Origin of the sequence: Acetobacterium sp. K1/6, from assembly GCF_034438075.1 — a bacterium.
GTDB classification, from domain to species: domain Bacteria; phylum Bacillota; class Clostridia; order Eubacteriales; family Eubacteriaceae; genus Acetobacterium; species Acetobacterium carbinolicum.
Genome location: NZ_JAXQGA010000004.1, coordinates 63,806 through 87,864, shown reverse-complemented (window position 1 = coordinate 87,864; position 24,059 = coordinate 63,806). Strand labels below are relative to the sequence as shown.

The window sequence follows — 24,059 nt, the reverse complement described above, 5'->3', positions numbered from 1 at the left end:
AGGATGCCGGAAGTGAAGAGAAAAATAAGGTCATTGGCTGTTATTGGACTGATTAGTTTACTTTTTTGGCCAGGACAAATTTTGGCTGAGGAATCGCCAGAACCTGTTAATCAAGTGACGATGGCACCAGAACTATCTGACACCGAACAGGAGTTGTTAAAAGAAGACACGGAAGCAGAAGAAGTACCTGAAAACCGGTCGGATTCAGAGCCTCTGGATGCGGATTCATCCGCAATCGATGAAAAAACAACAGTTGCGGAGCCCAAAGATATTTTGACAACGGCCCTTGATTTTAGCAATATAAGCGTCACTGTTTCGCAAGTCTCAGAAAGCAAGACCGGCTTTACCATCAGCACGCTTGGATATGCGGGAAAAACGGGGATCGGTAAGGTTATGTTTCCGATTTGGTCAGAGCGAAATGGTCAGGATGATATCCGTTGGTATCAGGGAATAAAAAATAATCAGGGTGAATATAGCGTGACGGTGGATAGTAAAGACCACGGATTTGAAACCGGCGAGTATCATATCCACACCTATATCTATGGACTGACCGGGGATGTGATTAAAACCTATGTGAATACCCAAAGTCTGGAAACGCCAAAACCCTCAATCACAGTCGGGGAAGTCTCAAACAATGCCTATAAGGTCCAAATAACGGATGTGCGTAATCCTCAGGGCGTTACCGGGGTGAGCTTTCCGACCTGGAGTGAGGTGAATGGACACGATGACATCCGTTGGGAAACGGCGACCTATGTGGGCAATGACACCTGGGAAGCGACCATTTCGATCCCGAATTACAAGCAGAGTTATGATACCTTTATTACCCATGCCTATGTGAAAAATAAAGATGGGCAACAAAAATACAGCGGATCTGTGGAGCAGGTGATAACCAATCCGTTTTTAGCCGAACCTTTAGAAATTAAAGTTGCACAGGATAAGAATATTTCAAAATTTGCGATTATGACTAAAAATTGCAAAGGCAAAAGTGGTGTAAAAAGTGTCTCCTTTGCCGTGTGGTCAAATCGAAATGGGCAGGATGAACTAAAATGGTATGAGGGTGAATTGGGTTCTGATGGTGAGTTTTATACTTATGTTGATATTGAAAGCCATGGGTTTGAAACGGGCGTCTTTGTTGTTCACGCCTACCTAAAGGGAACAAGGGGAGAGAGCATAGCGTTTAGTAATTCCGAATTTAGCATGCCGGTTTTAAACCCGACTATTGAATATGATAATGCGGTGCTCAACAATACATTTAAGGTGCGGATTAAAAATGTCGGAAATGAAAACGGTGTCGCGAGCATCATATTTCCGACCTGGAGTTGTTCAAATGGACAAGATGATGTACGCTGGGAACAGGCAACCTATATTGGCAATCATACCTGGGAAGCGAGCATTAATTTGCGAAACTATAATATTATTGTTGACGCGTTTATATCGCACGCCTACCTGGCGGATAAAAATGGCAAACTCGTCTTTCTGAAAGAATCGAGCAAGAAGATTCTACAGAATACGGCCACGATTTATGGTTTTTATCATTATCCCGTCGATAAAAATTATAAACCAAACGCTGCTGACCCAACCGACTGGTTTGGGCCAAGATGGGGGGATATCCACGAAGGCATTGATGTTCCGGCACCTTATTACGCACCCTGTTATGCGGTCGGAGATGGCGTGGTTGAAAAAGCCGGCTATTTTATGGGATACGGACGCTATGTCAGAATCCGCACGACCGATCGTTATGGTGAAAGTGTTTCCTTCTTTTATGGACATTTACAGGAGATCCATGTGGGCGTAGGCCAATCGGTAAGCAAGGGTCAGAAAATTGGATCGGTTGGCGGGTCGGGATATATTGCTAAGGATAAATACGCCGACAATGTCTATGGACCGCACCTTCATTTTGGGGCCATTGCCAATGCGGATGACGCTTGCGTCGATCCGGAAATATGGATTGATTTCCATAATCCCTACAGCAACGCAAATTAATAAATTACTAAAATTAATGAATGACTAAGAAAAGCGACTGGGAGAAGGTTCCTGGTCGCTTTTTGTTTAGTAAAAGAACATCCTGTGTTATAATAAGGCGGACGATTGATGGAAACAAAAAGGATGGTTTTATGAAGTGTGACGTTTCAGTTATTATACCGAATTACAATGGCGAAAAATTTATTGCAAATTGTCTGGATAGTATGATGGTTCAAAGTTTTTATGAGTTCGGCCAGTTGGAAATCATCGTGGTTGATGATTGTTCCACCGATGCCAGTGTCGAGATGATAAAAACCTATAAAAACGTAACCCTCCTGGAAAATCCGGTCAATTCAGGTTTTGATCGATCTGTTAATCAGGGGATTTTGGCCAGCCATGGCAAATACTGCCTGCTTTTGAATAATGATGTGGTGGTTGACCCGGATTTTGTACGGTATTTATATTTGCATATTGATGATGATCCGGCGATATTTTCGGTGAGTTCAAAAATGGTTCGTTATTATGAACGCGACAAACTCGATGATACGGGTGATTTTTATAATATTCTGGGCTGGGGTTATAAACGGGGGGATGGGCAGACGGTCGATTCTTATCATAAAGTAACCCCCATTTTCAGTGCCTGTGCCGGTGCTGGGATTTACCGCCGCTCAGTTTTTTCTGAGATCGGTCTTTTTGATGAGATTTTTTTTGCCTATATGGAAGATGTGGATATCGGCTACAGAGGTCTGATCAATGGCTATAAAAATCGTTACGAACCCAAAGCCATCTGTTATCATATTGGCAGTGCCACCACCGCTGAAGGGCAAAAATATAGTCCCTTCAAGGTGCAAATCTCGGCCCGTAATAATGTTTATGTGGCCTATAAGAATATGCCACTTGTGCAATTGCTGCTAAATAGTCCGTTTTTAGTGCTGGGTTTCTTTTTTAAGTACATCCTTTTTTTAAAAAGGGGTTTTGGCAAAGACTATGCGGCTGGGATTAAGGCGGGCCTGAAAAACTATAAAAAAGTAAAGAAAGTACCCTTTCAAGTCAGGAATCTTAAGAATTACTTTTTTATTGAAGCTCAGTTGATCTTAAATGCTTTTCGAATGATTGAAAATAAGCGGATGAAGTGAGCAAGTCTTCCCTATTTGTAAAAAATATGGTAAAATATAATGTCCTTTGAAAGACACAAAAGGCTTAAGAAAGGCGCGGAATGGATTTATCAATTATCATTGTTAATTATAAAACAGAAGAGTTGACATCAAATTGTATTGATTCAATTATAAAAAGTAACACCAAAGGATTGAGCTATGAAATCATCCTGGTCGATAACGCCTCAGAAGATGGTAGCGTTGAAGCGATAAAAATGCGGTTTCCGGAAGTGAAAGTTATAGAAAACCACGAAAATTTGGGCTTTTCTAAGGCAAATAACATCGGTATGGAAGTCTCAAAGGGCGAGTTTCTTCTTTTGCTTAATTCCGATACCATTGTTGAGCTGAACACCTTAAAAGGGGCGATAGCATTTATCAGCAATCATAAACATATTGGGGCACTGGGGTGTAAGATACTACTGCCCTCGGGTAAATTGGACCCGGCCTGCAAACGGAGTTTTCCCACGCCCCTGAATGGGCTTTATCATAGCCTTAATCTCGACATGGCGTTTCCCGAGAGCACGCGTTTTGGGGCCTATAACCTGACCTATGTGGATGAAAATAAAACCTGCTCGATCGATTGCATCATGGGGGCTTTTATGCTGGTTCCAAGGGCTGTCATCGATGTAGTTGGGATGCTGGATGAAGATTTTTTTATGTATGGGGAAGACATCGACTGGTGTTATCGGATTAAGCAGGCCGGGTATCAAATTATCTATTATCCGGAAGTCCGGATTTTTCATCATAAAAAGGCCAGCGGGATTGGCAAACGAAACCCCAAGGTAATTGCGGCCTTTTACGACTCGATGATAATTTTTTACAATAAACATTATCAGCATAAATATAATGGTCTTACCCGCTGGGCAGTGACAAGTGGCACGACAATTCTAAAAAAAATGGCATTGGCTAAAAATAAGCGAAGAAAATAAAGGTAAGCAAGGGGGCGATAAGATGATTAAAAGCAATCAGCGTTTTTTTAACTTTATTTTGGTATTGTTGGATATGTGTGTTATAACGGCTTCCCTTTTATTTGCCTGGTATATTCGGTTTGTCTCGCCATTTTTTGATGATGGGGTGCGAACCATGAACCTAAGGTCTTACATTGAGTTGTTGGGCATTATTATTCCCCTTTATTTAATCCTCTTTGTTTTTTTTGGTCTCTATCAACCCTATCGTAAACAGCGCTTTTTTAAAGAGTGCCGAGAAATAATATTTGCTAATAGTATTGGCATTGTAATTTTAATGTCCGCTTTATTTACGATGAAGAGCATTCATTTTTCACGAATCATGCTGGGTGTTTTCTTTCTGACCGCCACAATACTAATGATTCTGGAGCGGGGATCGATAAGGAAAATTTTAAGAATGGCCAGAGAACGGGGCTTTAACATTAAGTACATTATCATTGTTGGTGCTGGCAGCATTGGCCAGACCTTTGCCGCAAAAGTTGTGGGCGACCGGCAGTTGGGTTATAAGGTCACCGGATATGTGGATGATTACTATCATAAAAGTGATAAAGATGGAATCCCCATTCTAGGGACTAGCAAAGAGATGAATAAAATCCTCGAAGAGTATCAGGTCGATGAGGTCATTATTGCGTTGCCAAACACCAGTTATAAACGGATTGATGAGGTGATCGATATCTGTGAATACCAGGGCATAAAAACCCAGATTATCCCGGATTACTTTCATTTGATTCAGGGAACCAAGGCATATTTTGACGAACTGGATGGCATCCCGCTAATCAACACCCGTTACATTCCCTTGGATCAGCCCTTAAATAAATGGGTCAAACGTCTGATTGATATCATTCTTTCGATTCTGATTCTGGTACTGATTTCACCGCTTTTGCTGATTACAGCGATCCTGGTGAAAATCACATCACCGGGGCCGATTATCTATAAACAGATCCGGGTGGGGATGGGACGAAAAGAATTCTGGATCTATAAATTTCGCTCGATGCGCGGTGACGCCTCCATTAAATCCGGCGACGTGGGATGGACCACTGCCGATGATCCCCGCAAAACAAAATTTGGGGCGTTTATTAGAAAAACCAGTATCGATGAGTTACCGCAGTTTATCAATGTTTTAAAAGGCGATATGAGTATTGTCGGACCGCGGCCAGAGCGGCCCCATTATGTTACTCAATTCCAGCACGAGATCCCCAAATACATGATTAAGCATCATGTTAGGCCAGGAATCACCGGCTGGGCTCAGGTCCAGGGATGGCGGGGCGATACCTCGATCCATAAACGAATTGAGTGTGATATTGAATATATTGAAAAATGGACCCTGTGGTTCGATGTTAAAGTCTTTTTTATGACCTTTAAAGCGGTGTTTGAGAGTGGGTATTAATGAAGGTGATAAAAAAATGAATCGACGAATCGGCCAGATCAGAGAAAAGATTGATTTATTTGCTTTATTAAAGGCTGGACGCATGCAAATCAGAGCGCGTTGGGCCTATGCAGTGTTGGGCGGAATAGTTTTTTTTGGATCACTCTTTATATTTGATGGGTGGAATGAACAGGCGCTGATAATTTCGTCCGTGGCTGCGGTGATAACGATGCTTCTGATTGTATTTATGGGCAAGGCCTTATACCGCAATGCGTTTTTGATCATTGTGTGTTTTGGGATGCTTTTTTGTCTGGTTACACCAATTCTGGATACCCCTGATGAAACGGCTCATCTGGCCCGAGCCATGTATTTGGCTCGGGGAAAGTTTTTTGTCAGTCAGGAAGACTCACAATTACTAATCAGCGAAGACTACAAGCGGATCTATAGCCAATCCCAAAAGACCCTGTTTAAGAATGATCTAAATGTTTCTGACAGTGGTATTTTGATGATTGAAAGTAACGGATTAAAAGCAACCAATGCATACGCCTTTGTCTCCTATCTGCCCCAGGCGTTGGGAATTGGCTTCGGACGATTAATCAATTTAAGTGTGCTATGGTCTTATTATCTGGGCAGAATCACGAATCTACTGTTCTATGCAATTATGATTGCGCTGGCAATTAAGATAACGCCCCTGTTTAAGCAGCTCTTTTTTATTGCGGGAACCATTCCGATGGGAATTTACATTGCCGCCTCATATAATCAGGATGCCTTTGGCATCGGGATCATATTTGTAACCCTGGCCTTTTATTTCAAATTATTAAGTAAACAAGACCATCAGATAAAAGTACTTGAAATAGTTGGCTACACCGGTTTATGCATGCTGATTACAGTGACGAAATTTCCTTTTGTTTTGCTGGTATTATTGCCGGCATTTATTCCCTTGCGAAAGTTTGACAAAGCCGCCTATCAATGTGTTTTTCTGGGAATCATCCTGGCGGCAGGTTTTTCGCTGGCCTGGATGAAGTTTTATACAGCGATTCCCCATCCCTTTGTTCCCGAAGGAGTGAACATGATCAAACAGATCCAGTTTCTGATCGGGGATCCCATCGTAAATATGCAAATGATGGGACAAAATCTTTTAGAGGGACTCATCAATTATCTGATGCTGTTTAATTTTGGCTGGCTGTCGTATGGGTCTAATGGACTGGGGTTGCTGTACCTGTTTTTTTATGGCTCGGTCGCAGTTTTTTATCCACGTGAATTAAGGCAAAGCCCCGCAACGCGAATCGGTGCCTTGCTGGTTGCGGCAGGAATTTATGTGGCGATAACATTGTCGATGTATTTAACCTGGACGCCAGTTGGTTCAAGTGTGGTCAATGGTGTGCAGGGGCGTTACTTCATCGGTTTTCTGCCGCTGATTCCGCTGATGCTAAATATTGGCCCATCGTTTAAACAGTTGGAACCATTGCAGATCAAGCAATACGGTAATATTGTGACCCTGGTACCGGTCTATTTCTTAATTATGTCGTTCACATTGACATTAAAACAGTATTATTAAGAGTGCAAAACAAGTGAAAAATTCGAAGGATGCGAGAACGATGCAGGTCGTTATGCGGTGATCGATGTGTTAGGGTGGTTAATTAATGATAGAGTTTTATAATCGATACAAAAAAATAGCCTGGAGTGTTTTAATCATTATCGGTGCACCACTGCTGGTGGAGAGTTACTTCTTAATCATTGAAGCCGTCATTTCGCCAAATGATTTGTTTAAGTCAGACTTTTATCATAGTTATTTCGTGTTGATACGATTAAAACGTCTAATCATTCTTTTTTTATTGGCGGTATTGGGAACCGGTCTGTTTAATCGTTTTGGCAAAGAAACAATTTTTCGGTATCTCTATCAGTATCGGTATCGATTGGGAGCGCTGTTTTTGTTTGGTTGTGTGCTATTTGAAATACATGGCTCCTCGGTTTATTATTGGGAGAATTACTTTCAGGGATCAAAGCACTTTGAAACATTAATTGGCATCAGTAGAAGCATCCGCAGCGATGAATGGGCGGTTAATACGCCAATGATGATTTCCCAGTATTTTAATGGGGCAGCGCCTTTTCCGTATTTTAGTGAGACGATCCGGGGCGCATGGACCGATGCCTTTATTATTTATGGACAACCGGTTTTGAATATCGTTGAAATATTCAGACCTTTTCACTGGGGATATCTACTCCTTTCACCAGCCAAGGGCCTTTCTTTTTTTTGGATCGGGCGGATTCTGGGACTGTTTTTCGTATCATTTGAATTGGCAATGATGCTTGGCAAAGAAAACAAACGTCTAGCAGTAATCTATGGACTACTTGTGACCTGGGCGCCAATTGTGCAGTGGTGGTTTGCGGTTAATGGCCTGGTAGAGATGCTTATTTTGGGGCAATTGGCAATGATAATGGTGGATCGCTATTTTAAAACCCGCCGCTACGGCCTGCGGTTTCTATATGCTCTGATATTTTTAATCTGTGCCGGTGGATATGTGCTGACCTTTTATCCAGCCTGGCAGATTCCATTGGCCTACGTATTTCTGGCTTTATTAATTGGGATCGTCTATGAGAATCGAGAAAACATTGCGCTTAATTGGAAAGATCTGGCAATTATAGCGGGTTTGACTCTAGCTTTTGTTTGTGCAATGGGTTATATTTTAGTCATGTCCTATGATACAATTCTCTTAGTTATGGATACCGTATACCCCGGAGCGCGCTTTGAAACCGGTGGCGGACAATTATACCGTTATTTTCTTTACCCGGGAAATTTGTTTTTTGTAACGTCCCGGGAGTTGTCTTATGCCAATACCTGCGAATTGGCCACCTTTTTTGATTTTTTCCCCGCCGGCATTATCCTGGCGCTGTGGGTGCTGGTGATTGAAAAGAAGCGGGATCCTTATCTGATTCTTTTTTCGATTAGCTTTTTTATTCTGAGTGCATTTTGTCTGGTTTCCTGGCCGCATTGGTTGGCTTCTATCAGTCTGTTAAGCCATGCTCAGCCGTCACGGGTTTTTCTGGCGATTGGGTTTTTAAATTTATTACTGTTGATACGCGCGTTAACCCTGATAGAAACAGAGTTTCCAAAATGGGTTAAAGGAGGCGTGGCAATTGTTACAGCACTCGTTATATCTGTGGGATCAATGATTGCATACCAAGGCTATCTGGATGTCAAAATGTTTGTTCTGGTTTTGCTTATCCTCACATTTGTATTTTATCTGATTCTCAGCTGGCGAAAAATAAAAATGCAGGAAATCATGTTGGGGATAACCATCCTGATTGTTTTTGTCTCCGGGATGTTTATAAATCCTATTGTTAATGGATTAGATGTCATTCTCGATCAACCACTGATCGAAATGATTAAAGAAACAGCCGAGACCTCAGACGCCTTATGGATTGTTGATTCAGAAGCGGGAGCGGGATATCCTTTAAACAATCTCCCGATTATGGCCGGGGCAGCGACGATTAATTCAACAAATGTATACCCTAATTTAGACCGCTGGCGGCTTTTAGATCCAGATCGGTCAGAAGAAGAAGTTTATAACCGCTACGCCCACATTACGATTAATTTATCAAATCGTGATGAAGAAACGCGTTTTATCCTGGATTCAGCTGATTTGATAACCATTCGACTAAATACCAGGGATTTAGAAAAACTGGAAGTGGGTTATGTTCTTTCACAAAGGGATCTGAGTGGTTTTTCAAATGAAGACGTAAGCTTTATTCCGCTGAAAAACGCCAATGGGTTTACAATCTATCAACTAAAATATGCAATAAATTAAGAGGTGAAAAAATGGAAGAGACTAAAAAAACAGCAATACTCATTCCCTGTTATAACGAATCGAAAACGATCGAAAATGTGATCAGGGATTATCAGGCAGTGATGCCTCATGCAAAGATTTACGTTTATGATAACAATTCTTCAGATGGCACCGATGAGATCGCCAGAAAAGCCGGAGCAACAGTGCGGTATGAGTATCGTCAGGGCAAAGGAAATGTGGTTCGATCGATGTTTCGGGAGATCGATGCAGACTGTTATATTATGACCGACGGTGACGACACCTATCCGGCTGAATTTGCATTGGAGCTGGAAAAGCAAATATACAGTAAGCAAGCGGATATGGCCATTGGTGATCGGCTTTCATCGACGTATTTTACTGAAAATAAGCGGCCTTTTCATAATATTGGTAATGTCCTGGTGCGAAAACTGATTAATATTTTGTTTAAAGCCAGTGTAAAAGACATTATGACGGGGTCCCGGGGGTTTACAAAAGAATTTGTTAAGTCCTTCCCGGTGACTTCTAAAGGATTTGAAATTGAAACCGAGATGACCATCTTTGCATTGGATAATAATTTTAAGATTGTCGAAGTGCCAATTGAGTATCGGGATCGCCCAGAAGGCAGTGAATCCAAGCTTAACACCTATTCCGATGGCTACAAGGTGCTAAAAACAATTGGAACCCTTTTTAGAGACACGAAACCCTATGCGTTTTTCTCAATCATTTCGTTATTTTTACTGGTGGTTGGCGGAGCATTCTTTGTACCGATACTACTTAATTATTTAGAAACTGGCACAGTGGCCAGATACCCGACTCTGATTGTCATTACCTCACTGGGAATTATTGCCATTATCAGTTATTTTTGTGGGGTAATTCTGGAAGTGCTCAAAAAGCAACACCGTCATAATTTTGAAAGAAACTTGAATCTGCTCAACGAACTATGGCAGAAGAATGACGATAAATCATAGAAATGAGGAGAAAATGGCTGAATTATTATCGAAATCGAAGTTAGAGCGGGGGATTCGCTTTATCCAGAAACATCGTTTGATTTTTTTTATAGCAGCAATCATCATCTTAAAACATGTGTTACTGACTGGTTTGCCAATCTTTGCCCATCCCGGTGCCGATCACGATGATGGCATGATGGTAAAAATGGCGGAAACCCTTTTAAATGGGCAATGGCTAGGCGAGTATCATGAATTGACCCTGGTAAAAGGGGTGTTCTTTCCGCTGTTTCTGGCGGTCAATGCATTGTTTGGAATTCCTTACAGTATTGCGATTCCTGGTTTTTACACGCTTGCCTGTGTGATTTTTATTGTTGGTACTAAAAAACTGTTTAAAAACGAATGGCCGCTTTATTTTATCTTTGCGGTCTTAATGCTAAACCCGATTTCTTTTGCCAATGAGACCTTTACCCGGGTGTATCGGAACAGTCTCATTGCTGGTCAGGTTTTGATTATTAGCGGCAGTCTGATCGCGGTTTACCTCAATCGTTTTGAGAAAAATGGTAAGCTGACCTTCTGGGCGGTATTGAGTGGTTTTGGGGTAGCATCGCTGTGGCATTCCCGGGAAGATGGTATCTGGATTATCCCCCTGGTGCTGACAGTCATTTTGATTTGCTGGGCGACGTTTTATTTTAGTAAGGAACTCCGCTTAAAGGAGAAGCTGATTAAAGGTGCGATTGTCGGTCTGCCAGTTATGATGCTGATTTTATCAACCGTTTTAATCGCGTCAATTAATTATGCCTATTATGGGATCTATACCACCAATGAATTAAACGACAGCGATTATACCAAGACCATTAAGCTGATCTATTCGGTGGAAGCGACAGAAGCGGTTCACAATGTTTCAGTACCGCGCAGCTCGATGGAAAAAATTTATGATGCGGTGCCATCTCTTAATGGGATCAGTGATGAAATTGATGCAAGTATGGACCGCTGGTCCTGGTATGATCAGGATGTCGCCGTTAGAGAAGTTGAAGACGGTTGGTTTTTCTGGAGTATTCGTGAAGCAGTGGCTAATAGTGGCTATTATCGTGATGCGCAAACAGCGAATAACTTTTACAAGCAGGTCAATAAAGAGTTGGAAGAGGCGTTTGAAACCGGTCAATTAGAGCGAAGAAAAACGATGCCCTCAGCCCTTATGTCGCCCTGGCGAGATGAGTATTGGGAGGAATTACCGAAGGCTTTTCTGGTTACCCTTCATTATGTAGCGGGTTATGAGAAACTTGAAACAAGTGTGCTGGAGAGCATTGATGACGGCCGAAATGGCCTGCGCCTGTTTGAACGGGTGACCAATAATTTAGCCCAGTATCCGGGCGAAGCGACAAAATGGAACGATCAGCTACGGATTGATAGCCTGAATGTTATCCAGAGTTTTTATCAGCTTGTGGGAGTGCTTGTCTTTCTGCTGGCGGGACTTGCCTATGCGATGATAACATTTTTGTTATTTAACAAGAAATGGCAGGATCAATATAATCTGCTCGATTTCTGGTTGGTTCTGACGGGGCTGTTATTGAGTGCCTTTGTGCTCATGGTTGGGGTTGCCTATACAGAAATTTCGGCCTATGTGGCGATTTCCTACTGGTATCTGGCAGGTGCCTACCCACTGATTGCGGCTTTTAATGTTATTTCGCTATACAAAATTTCAGAGCTGCGATTAGAAACAAAAAAAGAAAAGAGCCAACATTGAGTGTGGTTTTTATAGTGGAGTTAATCAATGAATGATAAAAAAAATCGTGGCGAAACGATTAAATTAAGAAATTATTTTTTCCTGCATGCAAGTCTGTTGCTTTATTCAATCGGATCGGTTTTCTCAAAGCTGGCCAGCCAGGAAGATTTTCTTTCACTTGGGTTTATTTTCTTTTATGGCTTGTTTTTGATGGTCCTTTTTGTCTATGCACTGCTCTGGCAACAGATCTTAAAGCGATTTCCTTTAACAGTTGCTTTTGCCAACAAGGCGATTACGATTTTGTGGGGGATTGTATGGGGTTATCTCATTTTTGGAGAACCGCTGCGCTTAGGAATGCTGTTAGGATCAATAATCATTGTTTCAGGAATCTATTTGGTGGTGAGTGATGAGTAATAACCCGTGGATGTATTATGTGCTGTATCTGTTTTCGGTGTTGGTGGCCTCTTTATCTCAGGTAATCCTGAAAAAAAGTGCCATGATTCATTATGAAACCCGGATTAGAGAATATTTAAATCCCTATGTTATTGGGGCATATTTTTTCTTTTTTGGATCGGCCTTATTAACCACCTTTGCGTATCGCGGGGTACCGTTAACATTAGGACCGGTTCTAGAGTCTACCGGTTATATCTATGTCGGGATCTTGGGGATGCTCATTTTAAAAGAGAAGTTAAGCCGACGGAAAATTATTGGTAATATCCTGATTGTTGGTGGAATCCTAATTTATGCATTTGTTTAAGATAAGAACTTTTTGCGATAAGTACAACGTTTAGAGGGTATGGTAACAGTCTGTTTTAGAGAAAGTAGGGTGAGAAAAAGATGGAGAAGGATCGTTTTGTTAAAAAGTATAAAGTGATTCAGAATTTACTGGAGTCCCAAAAAACGAATCGGATTCTTTTTTTGGCAATTCTGGTCGTAACTTTTTTATACATGTTTTTTTTAAATGTCAAAACGCCGCTGATAGCGGATGATTTTGTGTACACCTTTATCTTTGGGACATCAACGCCAGTCATGAATTTTGGTGATATCATTAATTCACAGATTTCTTACTACACAAGTTGGGGTGGCCGGGTTGTAGCAGAAACGTTGACCCAGCTGTTTATGTTTTTGGGAAAAGATGCTTTTAATCTTGCCAATAGCCTTTGCTATGTTGTTTTTTGCCTGGCGGTTTATTTTCTGGCCGTTGGCCGAAGCGTCCGCTTTGAATTATTGTTGTTAACAACAGTTCTGATCTGGTTTTTCATACCGATGTATGGCCAGACCGTGATGTGGTTAACCGGCTCCTGTAATTATTTATGGTGCGGAACCCTTATTTTATTGGCCATTGTGCCCTTTCGTTTATATGAAGAAAAACAGGGCAAACTGCTTAATAGCATCTGGTTTGGGCTGCTGATGGTTCCGCTATTTTTTATCAGTGGTATTACCAATGAAAATACGGCCGGGGCGATGATTTTGATTATGATGCTATTTTGTGGGGTTTATTATAAACGCAAAATTAAGATTCCGACATTCGCCTACACCGGTTTATTTTTCTCCATCTGTGGTTTTTTATGCATGATCTTTGCCCCGGGAAACAACCTGCGGGTAGAGAATGAGTCGGCCGTTGCGGAGGTAACCATGATGGTGGGAGCAAATCCGATTATTACCCGGCTCGCTTATTTTGCTTACAATCTGTATGCTCTGATGCCATTGGTGATTCTGGCAGCTATCGCTTTTGTGTTATTAAAAAATGAAAAAAATAAAAAAGCAGGGGTGATTTTTGGGATCTTTACAGTGGCAGCCGCAGCAGCCATGGTTGTTATGCTGGCACCACCTAAATTTCCGCCTCGGGCGATGTTTGGGTTGGCGGCGTTTTTAATAATTGCCGTGGTTTACGCGCTGGCTCAGTTTAAGCTAACCGAAAAAAGGGTCAGAAAATTTGTAATCATTCCCGGTTGTGCGATCCTGCTGTTTTATATTATGTCCTGGGGTTATGTAGGTGTTGATGCAATTACGGTCAACAAACAGTATATTGCCCGGGTTGGGATTATAGAGGAGCATAAAAATGAATCCAGCATTCAGGTGCCGAGGATTTTACCCTTGTCCAGTCACAATGGTATGTACGGATTGAAGGATGTGCAGCTTGATCCCAATCATTGGGTCAATCGGGCACTAGCGGATTATTTTGGGGTTCCCAATATTGTATTATTACCTTAAGGACGAAGGTGTGTGATTTTGGAAATATTTAGATTAAAGATTAAGAAAATCGTGAATTGGGATTTTTTCCCGATATTATTTTTTGGCTTGCTTGTGATGAGCTTTCATTTTTTTGTCAGACCCTCTGGAGATGATATTACCTATGGAACCGTTTTTTATCATCAGCCTGTTTTGGCTTTTATCCATGACGCTTACTATACGTGGAGTTCACGGATTGTGATCATGCCGGTTGCGGCGTTTTTTGCCGGAAATTCATTCTGGCTTTTTTCGGTTGTAAATATCCTCGTTTATGGTCTGCTCGCGGTTATGATTTCGAGAATATTTGTCGATAAAAACAGACTTAAAACCAATTGGGCGCTTATTTTTCTTTTGATCTGCGTTCCCTTTGTTTCAATGATGACAACGGCTGGCTGGGTCGTGACTAACATTCATTATTTATGGCCGTTGACGTTTGCGCTGGTGGCTATTTACCCGATTAAGAAAATTTGTGTGGGAGAAATCATCAATTGGTATGAGTACCCGCTGTATTTTCTGGCCGCCATATTTGGAATGAATATGGAACTGGTTGCGGCCATACTCGTGTCAGTTTATCTTATTTTTTGTTTGTATTTGGTTATCGCAAAAAAAATTTCATTTTTGTCATTCTCATGGCAGCGATTCTGGTCGGCAATCTTTTCTTTATTCTTCTATGTCCGGGAAATGGTGCCCGGGAAGTATCAGAAATTGTGGCCAATTTTCCAGAATATGCAACCTTCGGATTCGTTCAGAAGTTAACAGTCTCGGCAACCTCTCATATGTTCACCATCGATCAGAATTTTATTATGCTGACGGTAATGGCCATGGCTGGACTTTTTTCCTGGCAAAAATACAAAGCCTGGCTGCCCAGAATCATTGGGATCATCCCATTTGTTATCTGCTTGATGATCAATTGGGCTCGAATTCTTGTTTTAAGTCCAAAATTCGGCTTCCTGTTTTCGGTAATAACGGGAAAATCGATCCATGATTGGGTTACCTTATCCGGAATTATCGGAGGGCAGCTGAACTTTTATCACTATCTGGGCCTCGTGTTTATGTTTATATTTGTGTTATCATTGATTGCAATGACAGTTATTTTGTTTAAGGATGAGAAGACCTTTGGCGTTGCCATTCTGGCAATCGGGGCATCCATTATGTCCCGGGTAGTAATGGGGTTTTCGCCAACGGTGTATGCGTCTGGTGCCCGAACTTTTTTGTTTCAGTATATTGCCATGGTCATCTTTGGAGTCTTGATGTACCGAGAATTCAATCCCTTAATGACGAGTAACAAACAAAACATGCTCTTTAAGCTACTTGGTTTTATGGGGGTATTGGGCTATCTGGAATCACTTTTAAAATTAATTTAAATAAAAAAGCCACTCCAGGCCATCAGGTAGCGGGTGGCTTTTTCAATACGCTTTAAAGTATTTAAAGCGGCAGACTGTCAAAGAACCCGGTTTTCAAATTGAGAACCGGGTTCTTTTCGTGATCAGCAAAATGGGAGGCTTTTGAATTCCCGGTTACCGTATCGATTCGTTGCGGCGTAATAAAGGTTTCCCGGACAAATGACCCCGATCTGGGAATCGCGGTCAGTCACTTTTTTATTGATCGATAGCGGTCTGTAGAATGTCATGGTCAAAAGCGTTACTGTAGTCATTTCCGAAAAGCAGGTCGTATTCAAGCAGCCAATGTTTGGCATTGAAGGCATTCGTTTCGGCAATGACTCTGTCGGTATCGATTATATCGGCGGTGAACAGAGCAAACTTGTTCTGATTGGCCCGATTTTCTCGCTGCTCCAGTAAAATCTTCCAGTAAAGCGGCAGATTCATCTGTGCGTCTTCCAGAACCGCAGCCCCCAGCAAGTTGGCATCGAGGGTGCCCCAGTTATTTGGACTAAGGTCATAATTGTTCCAGATCACAAAAGGGGTGGTGTAAAGATTATTATAATCGGCATCAGTCAGCGGACCTTCAGAAGCAAAACCCAGCTGGCGATAGATTTCGTAATCTTCGCCCAGGGTTGGCAGGTGATCACCAAACATCACAATAATGGTGGGTTCCTGGTTGCTTTTAAAGTAGTCAATCAACTGGCCTAATGCGGCGTCGGCATCATAAACCCCCTGGACATAATTTTGCAGGATCAGCTGATTTTGCGATGAAAGATCCGGTGCATCGACAGTAACATCAAAAGCGGGGAAGTTTTTATTATCATAGCCACCGTGGTTTTGCATCGTCACGAGAAAACAAAAGGCCGGGTCTGAGGACTGGGCGCGATGATTTTCAAAATTGGCAACAACTTTTTCAACGGCGACCTGATCCGAAATGTAATTTCCGCGGTACTCTGAATCAGGAAAATCAATGTCAGCATCGAAGCTGTCAAAACCGATTAGCGGATAGACATCGTTGCGGTTCCAGAACCATTTTTCATAGGAATGGACAGCCATGGTGGTATAACCATCATTTTTCAAATAAGCCGGCAGTGCGGCGGTTTCTTCCTTGATATACTGCTGGTACGCCATCGAACCAGAGGGAAGAAAGCTGGTTTTATGCCCGGTGAGCACTTCAAACTCGGTATTGGCCGTACCGCCGCCAAATTCTGAAACCAGCAAATTGCCACTGACACCTTCCTGACGGATCTGATTGACGGTGGGTAGGGGATCTGCTGAAAAACTGACATTGGGGAGCTGGGTTGGGTCAAAAAAAGATTCGCTCATAATGAAAATAATATTCGGCGTTTGAAGGGCATTTGAGTCAACCAGGGTATTTGCTTGAAAGTCAAACTCGGAAAGAAGCGCTTCGATGGTCTCGGCATTGTAGTCTTCGGGTTTATCGATCATTATATATTTCATGTTGTTCATAAAAGCGATTAAAAAGCCATTGTGATCGTAATTAATGGTCTGGTTCCAGCGCAGATCTTCAATGCCAAGGGAAGTCAGGGTGTCCTGATTAAAAATAACCTGAGAAAAACAGAACCCCAGAAGAATCCCACAGGAAGCAAAGAGAATTATTCGGGATTTAATAGAGAAGCGTGGTTCTTTTACAAGAAATGGCATCAGACTAAGGAGCAGTAATAAAATCAGCAGACCCACAAAAGTTGTCGGCAAGTTGACTTCAATATCTGAAAGCACATTAAGGGCCTCGTTTTTTAAGAAAACATCCCAGGGTAAAAAGGGTTCACCCCGGAGATTGAATTTAAAGAAATTGATCAATCCCAGACCCATATAAAAAATGACAATCAGCAGGGACGTTGTACCCAGGCGAGATGTTAGTGCATATATAAGTGCAAAGGTTAATAACACAATCAGATAGCTTAAGTAAAAGCTGGTTAGTCCATAGTCGTTTTGCCACGCAAAGAAACCTAAGAAATTGTCGCGCTGAATCAGTTCAACAAAAAAAGCAATGAACAGCGGAAAAAGAAAAAACCATGAAAAAAAATGCGTGCGGCTTAATTGCGTCGGAAGGGTAGGGTCAGGGAAAAATTGTTTTATCGGCAGGAGCGTTTTTTTTAATCTATTCATCAGTTATCGTTCCTTAATTGGTCTTTAAATAAGTCATGACCACTGATTTCAAGAAAAAATTAGTGGTCATGATCGATATCAAGTAAAGTATTTGCTCAGGTGTTGGATTCGTTTTATTCCAAAGTATCTTTAATCTCATCACTGATAGTAGTGGCCGTTTTCGAGGGGGTATAGGCTGTTTCATAAATAAATTGATATAAGGCTTCAATGTTTTCGACCAGCGTATCGGGAACAACATAGGAAACCCCGTCCAGCATATCAAGTGAAATCAGTTCGTCGGCAGGGAAGCGACTTTGCTCAATATCTTTTGACGGCATAAGCGCCAGATTTGCCCCATACTTGATTATTTCCAGGGTGCCCAAAGAGGTTTTAACATAAGGCAAGGTGGTCATGACCAGGTTATATTGTTCTTTAAGATCAAGGTTCAAAGCCTTTGACAAGACCTGTTCAAAAACAACTCGCTGCCGTAAGGTTCGGTCAAAGTCACCGTCGCCAACATAGCGTACCCGGCAGTAGGACAGGGCCTGGGAACCGTCAACAAGCTGAGGACCGGTCTCTTCCAAAAACGGGGAACCGGTCTCGACTTTTTCATTGACATCCATCAGGTATTCGTTAACCCAGTCTAATTCTTCTTCGGTTTCTATATCGATGGTGACACCGCCCACAGCATTGACCATCGAAACCATGGCGTTAAAGTCGATGGTGATGTAATCGGTGATGGTGGTATCAAAATTCTGATTGATGGTTTGCAGCGCCAGGCTTGGGCCACCATATGCGTAGGCCGCATTTAACTTGTCATAGTCGTATTTGGGATTGATATAAACATAGGTGTCACGCATCAATGAGGCGACTTTAACCTTACTGTGCTCATAATCGGCAGTGGCAATCATGATGGTGTCGGTCCGTTCACCCTCAACATCATCTCGGCCGTCGACGCCAAAAACAGCAACATTAACAATTTTATGTTGCTTTGCAAAGCTGGCAGCTTCATCACTAATGCCATAGCGGCTTAAATTTCCGCTTAAATTACTGGTGACATTCCCTAAGAAAAAAGCATTGACAGCAAAGCCGGAGGCCATTAGAAAAATAATAATCAACAAGATCGCCCGGATGAATTTTTTCATAAAGCCTCTGGATTTTTTTCGTTTCTTGGGTAAAGACGAGGGCAGGATTACGGGTTTTGTTTTTTCTTTTTGAGAAGTCGATTTATATTCCGCTTTAACGGTTCTCCGTGGGCGGGTATCTTGTTTTGAATTTCGTGTTGATGTTTTTTTTGAGGATGGATTTCGTTTATTTTTGATGACACTTCTTTTTTCATTATTCAAATTTATACCTCATTTGGAAATCATTGGATCTGCACATATTCACATGCAAATCTAAAGCAGAAACGCGACTTAGGATAGACTTATTCACGTCTTCAATTTGGAAATGAGTCCGAAATATTCTATGTTTTAGACTTCTAGGGGAGTATTATATCATATTTGTAAATATTTGTAAAAAAAATATGAATAGAAAAAGTGCGGTGGATATAAATCTTGTTATACATTTTAGGAAAACTTTGTTATAATAGTAGGCAAAGAATGATAGCGAATATAGGAGTGGGGTTATTATGGCAAATGAACAGGAACTCAATGAAAAAAATGAGTACTTTGAATATGTTGAATCACGCATTGAGAATTTAGAAAAGTTGATTTTGAAAAAAGATGAAGAGTTAAAATCGTTGATCCTCAGAACCGTGCAAAATGGACCAACACAGCCCGAGAAAAGTCTGCCCGGGGATAAGTCGCCAATCCATGATCAGGGGAATATTGATCGTGTCTTTAAAGACCTTAAGGAAGAAGAAACCCGTTTTCTAGGCAGTGAGGGCGAGATGCCTCATTACAAGGCTGAGGAATTAAATAACCAGCTCATCAATATCGAAAAACGCGAAAAGATGGTGCAGGACATGTTGGATTCATTGGGCACGGCTCTGGCCATTTTAAAAAAACGTCACGAAGAAGTGAATCGAAAAGAAGCGACATTGAATCGTGAGTATCAAAAACTTCAGGAAATTGAAGCCCTATACCGGGATTCAGAAGGCTTGGACGCATTGACATCAACCTTTGGGCAGATTTCAATTGATGGAGGAAGTTCGCAAGAAAACCGCAGAACCTCCCTAAAAAATGACAACAAGGAGTGATTTGATGAAACTAAGTATTGGTAAATGTTGGGGTTTGTTATTCTTTGATATTGTTGGCTTAGCCATCTCGGGATATGCTTTTTTATTAGGGTATCAGGTAATTCAGACTCTTCCTAATGCAAATGCCTATATTATTCTGATGGGTTTTTTTGTCGGCATAAAAGTAATTGTTATAGCCTTATACGATTTAAACAGAAATATGCTCGGCAAAAATATTCCTTTTATCGGTGGAGCGATCTCAATCGTGGGGAATGGCATTATCTTTGCGATGTGTTTCTTTCTGATCCCCGAGGTACCGCTTAAATTTTTTATCGGCTTAATTATTGCAGACTTTCTGATAATCACGTTATGCCATTTTCTATGGTGGGTCCTGATTGGTAAAGATGGCAGTGACACAAATGATGAGAATACCCTGGTCGAAGATCGGACCGCCAGGAAAAAAAACAAAAAAGTTCCTAAAAATGGACTAAGAAGTGAGTCCGAACCGTTGAAAACCGAAAAGAAGCCCGAAAAAAAGGGGCGAAGCGAGAAAAAAACATGGTTATCCCGGGATGAAGAAGCGGAGTCGGAGTATGACAGCATCTTTACCAGTTTGCTGGAAAATGAAAAAAAGGGTCAGCAACGCTATATGGAAGCCCCCAAAGTTAGTGAACCGCGAATCATAGAAGAAGAAAAACGCTATCAAACCAGTGATTTTCTTAATGAAGTCAAAGAAAATCTAAAAAAAGAGAATAGAATGCCGTTAAATCAAACTGAAGTCCGAAATGAATCCGGGCCGGAAGATTTGGGTTTAAAAGCAAGGCCGGAAAAAAGGCCAGTGGAATTGCCGGCAATGGAATCCAGACCGAAAAATGGCACTGGGATTGGATCAGAAGCACCGCTCAATAAGCAGTCAACACAATTGCCAGGAAAAATGCCCGCACAGATACCAGAAATGGAGATACCTAACCCGGTCCCCCAACCCGGGAGTCAAGATCATTTTGCGGACTTGCCAACATTTAAGGAGACAAAACCCAGTCTTCAAAAAATGGAGGCTTTAAAAACATCCAGAATGGAAGCGAGCGATAGAGGTGACAATGAAGACGGTTTTCTTTCCATTGAGCGACGTCTGGGTTATCTGTTTCATGAAATTGAAAAGTCCATGCAGGAGACCCAATACTTACAAAGTGCCATCGGGGAGTTTCAGAAGGAAGTTGAAAACTATGAACCGATTGCCGGAGATGAGAAAATTGTCGCCGCCGGGAATCTGATTCGTGAAAAATTAAAAATGATTATCGACAAACAGTATGTTGTGGATGAGGTTTTGGATGATCTGATCCGTCTTTCAAAACTGATTAATAAACGAATTAATGATTTAGATGTGATTGAAGCGGGACTCAATCAGCGCAAGATCGCCTTGGATCAAAAGGATTTATTATTAGTCGAAGCAAAAAATCGAAACATGGTCGATAAAGAAATAGAAATCTTGCCGGAAGAAGTGGTACTCGAAAATCTCGACTCCGAGTTCATCGTGGCAGAAGGTGATTATGAATCAATCCGGAAATATCTGACCGAGAATCAGGAAGACTAGATAAAGATTAGCCAGTATCAGTTAAAATGCACGACCGGATAGATGCGTCGAGCCTGTACGGGTTTGGCGCACATCGGGTAATTTAATAGGTACGGAGCGTGCCAATTATTGGCGAAAAACGAACCATCCTTTTATCATAAACGATGGTTTTTTTTATTGCGAATTTTAAGCAGAAATGATATACTGCTCATTGTATAAAAGTGGGTGTATTGGCTAAAGATGCATCAAAACTTATTATTATTAGGAGGAAAAGAAATGAAAAAAATTACAAAGCTCGGTGTTTTGGTTATGGTCGTAGCGATGGTTTTATCATTGGCTGCTTGTTCCGGCGGAACAACAACCAGTGGTGACGCAAAGAAATATGTCGTTGCTACAGATACAACTTTCAAACCATTTGAGTATGAAAATGAAAAAGGTGAACGGGTTGGGATTGATATTGATCTCTTAGCCGCCATTGCTGAAGATCAGGGTTTCGCTTATGAATTGAAGGCTGTCGGCTTTGATGCAGCGTTAGGAGAAGTATCAACCGGTCAATCAGATGCGATGATCGCTGGAATGAGTATTACTGATGAACGAAAAAAAACCTTCGATTTTTCTGATCCATACTTTGATTCTGGTGTCGTGATGGCCGTATCATCTTCAAACGATACAATTAAGGCGTACGCAGATTTAAAAGGACTAAACGTAGCGGTCAAAACAGGAACTGAAGGGTCAACCTTTGCTGAATCGATTAAAGATCAGTATGGTTTTACAACATCTTCTTTCCCAGATTCGGCTAATATGTACGAAGATGTGAAAGCGGGAAATTCAGCGGCCTTATTTGAAGACTATCCCGTCGTTGGTGATGCTATCGCCAGCGGTGTGCCACTTAAAATGGTAACTGAAATGGAAAAAGGTAGTTCTTACGGATTTGCTGTTAAAGCCGGAGAAAATGCTGAGTTGCTTGAGATGTTTAATACTGGTTTGGCAAATGTAAAAGCCAATGGCAAGTACCAGGAAATCCTGGATACCTATATCAAAAAATAATCTGTTAGAAAAAATAACACGTTATTAATTTTGGAATCATCTGTCAGTGGATTATACCACTGACAGATGATTTCTCTAAGTTATCTAAAAGTGTTTACTTGCGTGATCCCTTGCGCGAGAGTAAAGACTATTGGACAACTGGAACCATAGAAGGAGGTTGACGTGAATATACTCGAATTAGTCGTACAGTATTGGCCCCGCCTGATTGCAGGTTTGGGTTTAACGGTTCAAATTACAATCATTTCACTTATTTGTGCCGGTATTTTAGGGATGGTTTTTGGTCTCTTGTCGGTATCAAAAAGAAAAACATTAAGAGCAATTGCTCTGGTTTATGTGGATGTTGTCCGGGGGACACCCTTATTGGTTCAGGCATTTTTTATCTACTTTGGTATTCCGCAGGTTCTGGGGATTCAATCAGATCCGGTTATTTCCGGGGTTATTACCTTAAGTCTGAATGCTGGTGGTTATCTGGCCGAGATTGTCCGTGGTGGGATTGAGTCGATTGGCAAAGGTCAGATGGAGGCCGCCCGGAGTTTGGGCTTACCTTACGGAATGGCAATGCGGAGCGTTATCTTACCCCAGGCGATTCGCACCATGACCCCGGCACTGATTAATCAGTGCATTATTACCTTAAAGGATACCTCACTTCTATCAGTAATCAGTGTGACCGAATTAACTCAAACCGGGCGGCTGATCATTGCCAATAATTTTCGCTCCTTTGAGGTGTGGTTTATTGTTGCGGTGATGTATTTTGTCATTATTATGATTTTATCAAAGATTTCAAAACGAATTGAAAGGAAAATGTCTTATGGGAAAAGTAATAATTAAGAACCTGAAAAAGAGTTTTGGTGACTTAGAAGTCCTGAAGGACATTAACCTGGAAGTGAAAGAACAGGAAGTAATCTGTATTATTGGAGCCTCCGGTTCGGGGAAAAGCACACTTTTGCGCTGTATCAATGCCCTAGAAGAAGCCACCAGTGGTACCGTTGAGGTGGATGGCAATGATATTACCAAGGCGGATGGCAATATCAACAAATACAGACAAGATATTGGTATGGTTTTTCAGCAATTTAATCTCTTCCCGCATATGACCGTCTTAAAAAATATTTCGTTTGCTCCGGTATCACTTAAGTTAAAAACAAAAGAAGAAGCCGAAGAAACCGCAATGAAGCTGCTAAGACGGGTTGATCTGGCCGAAAAAGCGAATGTTTATCCGGAACAGTTGTCCGGTGGTCAGCAGCAGCGGGTGGCTATTGCCCGGGCCCTGGCCATGAATCCGGATGTCATGCTTTTTGACGAACCGACCTCGGCCTTAGATCCTGAAATGGTGGGTGAGGTCTTAAATGTAATGAAGCAGCTGGCCAAAGATGGCATGACCATGATTGTGGTGACCCATGAAATGGGATTTGCGCGAGAGGTTGCCGATCGGGTAATCTTTATTGATGAAGGTTTTATCGTCGAAGAAGGTCCGCCAAGTGAAATTTTCGGCAATCCCAAAAATCAGAGAACCATCAATTTTCTAAATAAGGTCTTATAATTGCAATTGATTTATCAAGCCTGGATATCATAACGTTAAAAATCGATAACAAAAAATCATCTCATGTGAGATGGTTTTTT

The 24,059-nt window shown here is 41.6% G+C and carries 20 protein-coding genes; 18 read left to right on the top strand and 2 right to left on the bottom strand.

Features of this window, described 5'->3' with window-relative positions; genetic code table 11:
- Positions 1-12: 12 nt before the first annotated feature.
- From U2P91_RS04720 to U2P91_RS04660, 13 genes are all read left to right on the top strand, one after another.
- On the top strand, positions 13-1,983 hold the full coding sequence (locus tag U2P91_RS04720; RefSeq protein WP_322519160.1) for a GBS Bsp-like repeat-containing protein: 1,971 nt from the start codon (positions 13-15) through the stop codon (positions 1,981-1,983).
- A 131-nt stretch (positions 1,984-2,114) separates the two neighbouring features.
- On the top strand, positions 2,115-3,098 hold the full coding sequence (locus U2P91_RS04715) for a glycosyltransferase family 2 protein (protein ID WP_322519159.1): 984 nt from the start codon (positions 2,115-2,117) through the stop codon (positions 3,096-3,098).
- 80 nt (positions 3,099-3,178) lie between these two features.
- Positions 3,179-4,045: a glycosyltransferase family 2 protein gene (locus U2P91_RS04710; RefSeq protein ID WP_322519158.1), complete on the top strand. Its 867-nt coding sequence runs from the start codon at positions 3,179-3,181 to the stop codon at positions 4,043-4,045.
- Between the two features lie 22 nt (positions 4,046-4,067).
- Positions 4,068-5,468 (top strand): undecaprenyl-phosphate glucose phosphotransferase, encoded by a 1,401-nt coding sequence (locus U2P91_RS04705; RefSeq protein ID WP_322519157.1) that lies wholly within the window; start codon positions 4,068-4,070, stop codon positions 5,466-5,468.
- Between the two features lie 16 nt (positions 5,469-5,484).
- Positions 5,485-7,005, top strand: a complete 1,521-nt coding sequence (locus U2P91_RS04700; RefSeq protein WP_322519156.1) for a DUF2142 domain-containing protein — start codon at positions 5,485-5,487, stop codon at positions 7,003-7,005.
- Between the two features lie 85 nt (positions 7,006-7,090).
- On the top strand, positions 7,091-9,256 hold the full coding sequence (locus U2P91_RS04695; protein ID WP_322519155.1) for a hypothetical protein: 2,166 nt from the start codon (positions 7,091-7,093) through the stop codon (positions 9,254-9,256).
- 11 nt (positions 9,257-9,267) lie between these two features.
- Positions 9,268-10,221 carry a glycosyltransferase family 2 protein gene (locus U2P91_RS04690; protein WP_111888327.1) on the top strand — a complete coding sequence of 318 codons (954 nt, stop codon included), beginning with the start codon at positions 9,268-9,270 and terminating at the stop codon, positions 10,219-10,221.
- Between the two features lie 13 nt (positions 10,222-10,234).
- Positions 10,235-11,944: a hypothetical protein gene (locus U2P91_RS04685; RefSeq protein WP_322519154.1), complete on the top strand. Its 1,710-nt coding sequence runs from the start codon at positions 10,235-10,237 to the stop codon at positions 11,942-11,944.
- Positions 11,945-11,971: 27 nt separating this feature from the next.
- The gene (locus U2P91_RS04680) at positions 11,972-12,337 is read left to right on the top strand and encodes a transporter (protein WP_111888325.1); all 366 of its coding nucleotides are present in this window, start codon (positions 11,972-11,974) and stop codon (positions 12,335-12,337) included.
- Positions 12,330-12,680, top strand: a complete 351-nt coding sequence (locus U2P91_RS04675) for an EamA family transporter (protein ID WP_111888324.1) — start codon at positions 12,330-12,332, stop codon at positions 12,678-12,680. Before U2P91_RS04680 ends, U2P91_RS04675 begins: the two co-directional genes overlap by 8 nt.
- An 80-nt stretch (positions 12,681-12,760) precedes the next feature.
- Positions 12,761-14,137, top strand: a complete 1,377-nt coding sequence (locus tag U2P91_RS04670) for a DUF6056 family protein (protein WP_322519153.1) — start codon at positions 12,761-12,763, stop codon at positions 14,135-14,137.
- Between the two features lie 18 nt (positions 14,138-14,155).
- On the top strand, positions 14,156-14,911 hold the full coding sequence (locus tag U2P91_RS04665) for a DUF6056 family protein (protein ID WP_322519152.1): 756 nt from the start codon (positions 14,156-14,158) through the stop codon (positions 14,909-14,911).
- Positions 14,863-15,519 carry a hypothetical protein gene (locus U2P91_RS04660; protein WP_322519151.1) on the top strand — a complete coding sequence of 219 codons (657 nt, stop codon included), beginning with the start codon at positions 14,863-14,865 and terminating at the stop codon, positions 15,517-15,519. The genes U2P91_RS04665 and U2P91_RS04660 overlap by 49 nt, the downstream gene beginning before the upstream one ends.
- A gap of 234 nt (positions 15,520-15,753) precedes the next feature.
- Here U2P91_RS04660 and U2P91_RS04655 read toward each other — a convergent pair whose 3' ends face one another.
- Positions 15,754-17,667, bottom strand: a complete 1,914-nt coding sequence (locus U2P91_RS04655) for an LTA synthase family protein (protein WP_322519150.1) — start codon at positions 17,665-17,667, stop codon at positions 15,754-15,756.
- A 113-nt stretch (positions 17,668-17,780) separates the two neighbouring features.
- Positions 17,781-18,791: an LCP family protein gene (locus U2P91_RS04650; RefSeq protein ID WP_242988480.1), complete on the bottom strand. Its 1,011-nt coding sequence runs from the start codon at positions 18,789-18,791 to the stop codon at positions 17,781-17,783.
- Between the two features lie 485 nt (positions 18,792-19,276).
- Here U2P91_RS04650 and U2P91_RS04645 point away from each other — a divergent pair, with 485 nt between their 5' ends.
- From U2P91_RS04645 to U2P91_RS04625, 5 genes are all read left to right on the top strand, one after another.
- A complete protein-coding gene (locus U2P91_RS04645) occupies positions 19,277-19,846 on the top strand; it encodes a hypothetical protein (protein WP_111888319.1) in 570 nt (189 codons plus the stop codon).
- A 4-nt stretch (positions 19,847-19,850) separates the two neighbouring features.
- On the top strand, positions 19,851-21,416 hold the full coding sequence (locus tag U2P91_RS04640; RefSeq protein ID WP_322519149.1) for a hypothetical protein: 1,566 nt from the start codon (positions 19,851-19,853) through the stop codon (positions 21,414-21,416).
- A gap of 255 nt (positions 21,417-21,671) precedes the next feature.
- On the top strand, positions 21,672-22,442 hold the full coding sequence (locus U2P91_RS04635) for a transporter substrate-binding domain-containing protein (protein ID WP_111888317.1): 771 nt from the start codon (positions 21,672-21,674) through the stop codon (positions 22,440-22,442).
- Between the two features lie 162 nt (positions 22,443-22,604).
- Positions 22,605-23,270, top strand: a complete 666-nt coding sequence (locus tag U2P91_RS04630) for an amino acid ABC transporter permease (RefSeq protein WP_111888316.1) — start codon at positions 22,605-22,607, stop codon at positions 23,268-23,270.
- The gene (locus U2P91_RS04625; protein ID WP_111888315.1) at positions 23,251-23,979 is read left to right on the top strand and encodes an amino acid ABC transporter ATP-binding protein; all 729 of its coding nucleotides are present in this window, start codon (positions 23,251-23,253) and stop codon (positions 23,977-23,979) included. The genes U2P91_RS04630 and U2P91_RS04625 overlap by 20 nt, the downstream gene beginning before the upstream one ends.
- The last annotated feature ends 80 nt before the right edge of the window (positions 23,980-24,059 follow it).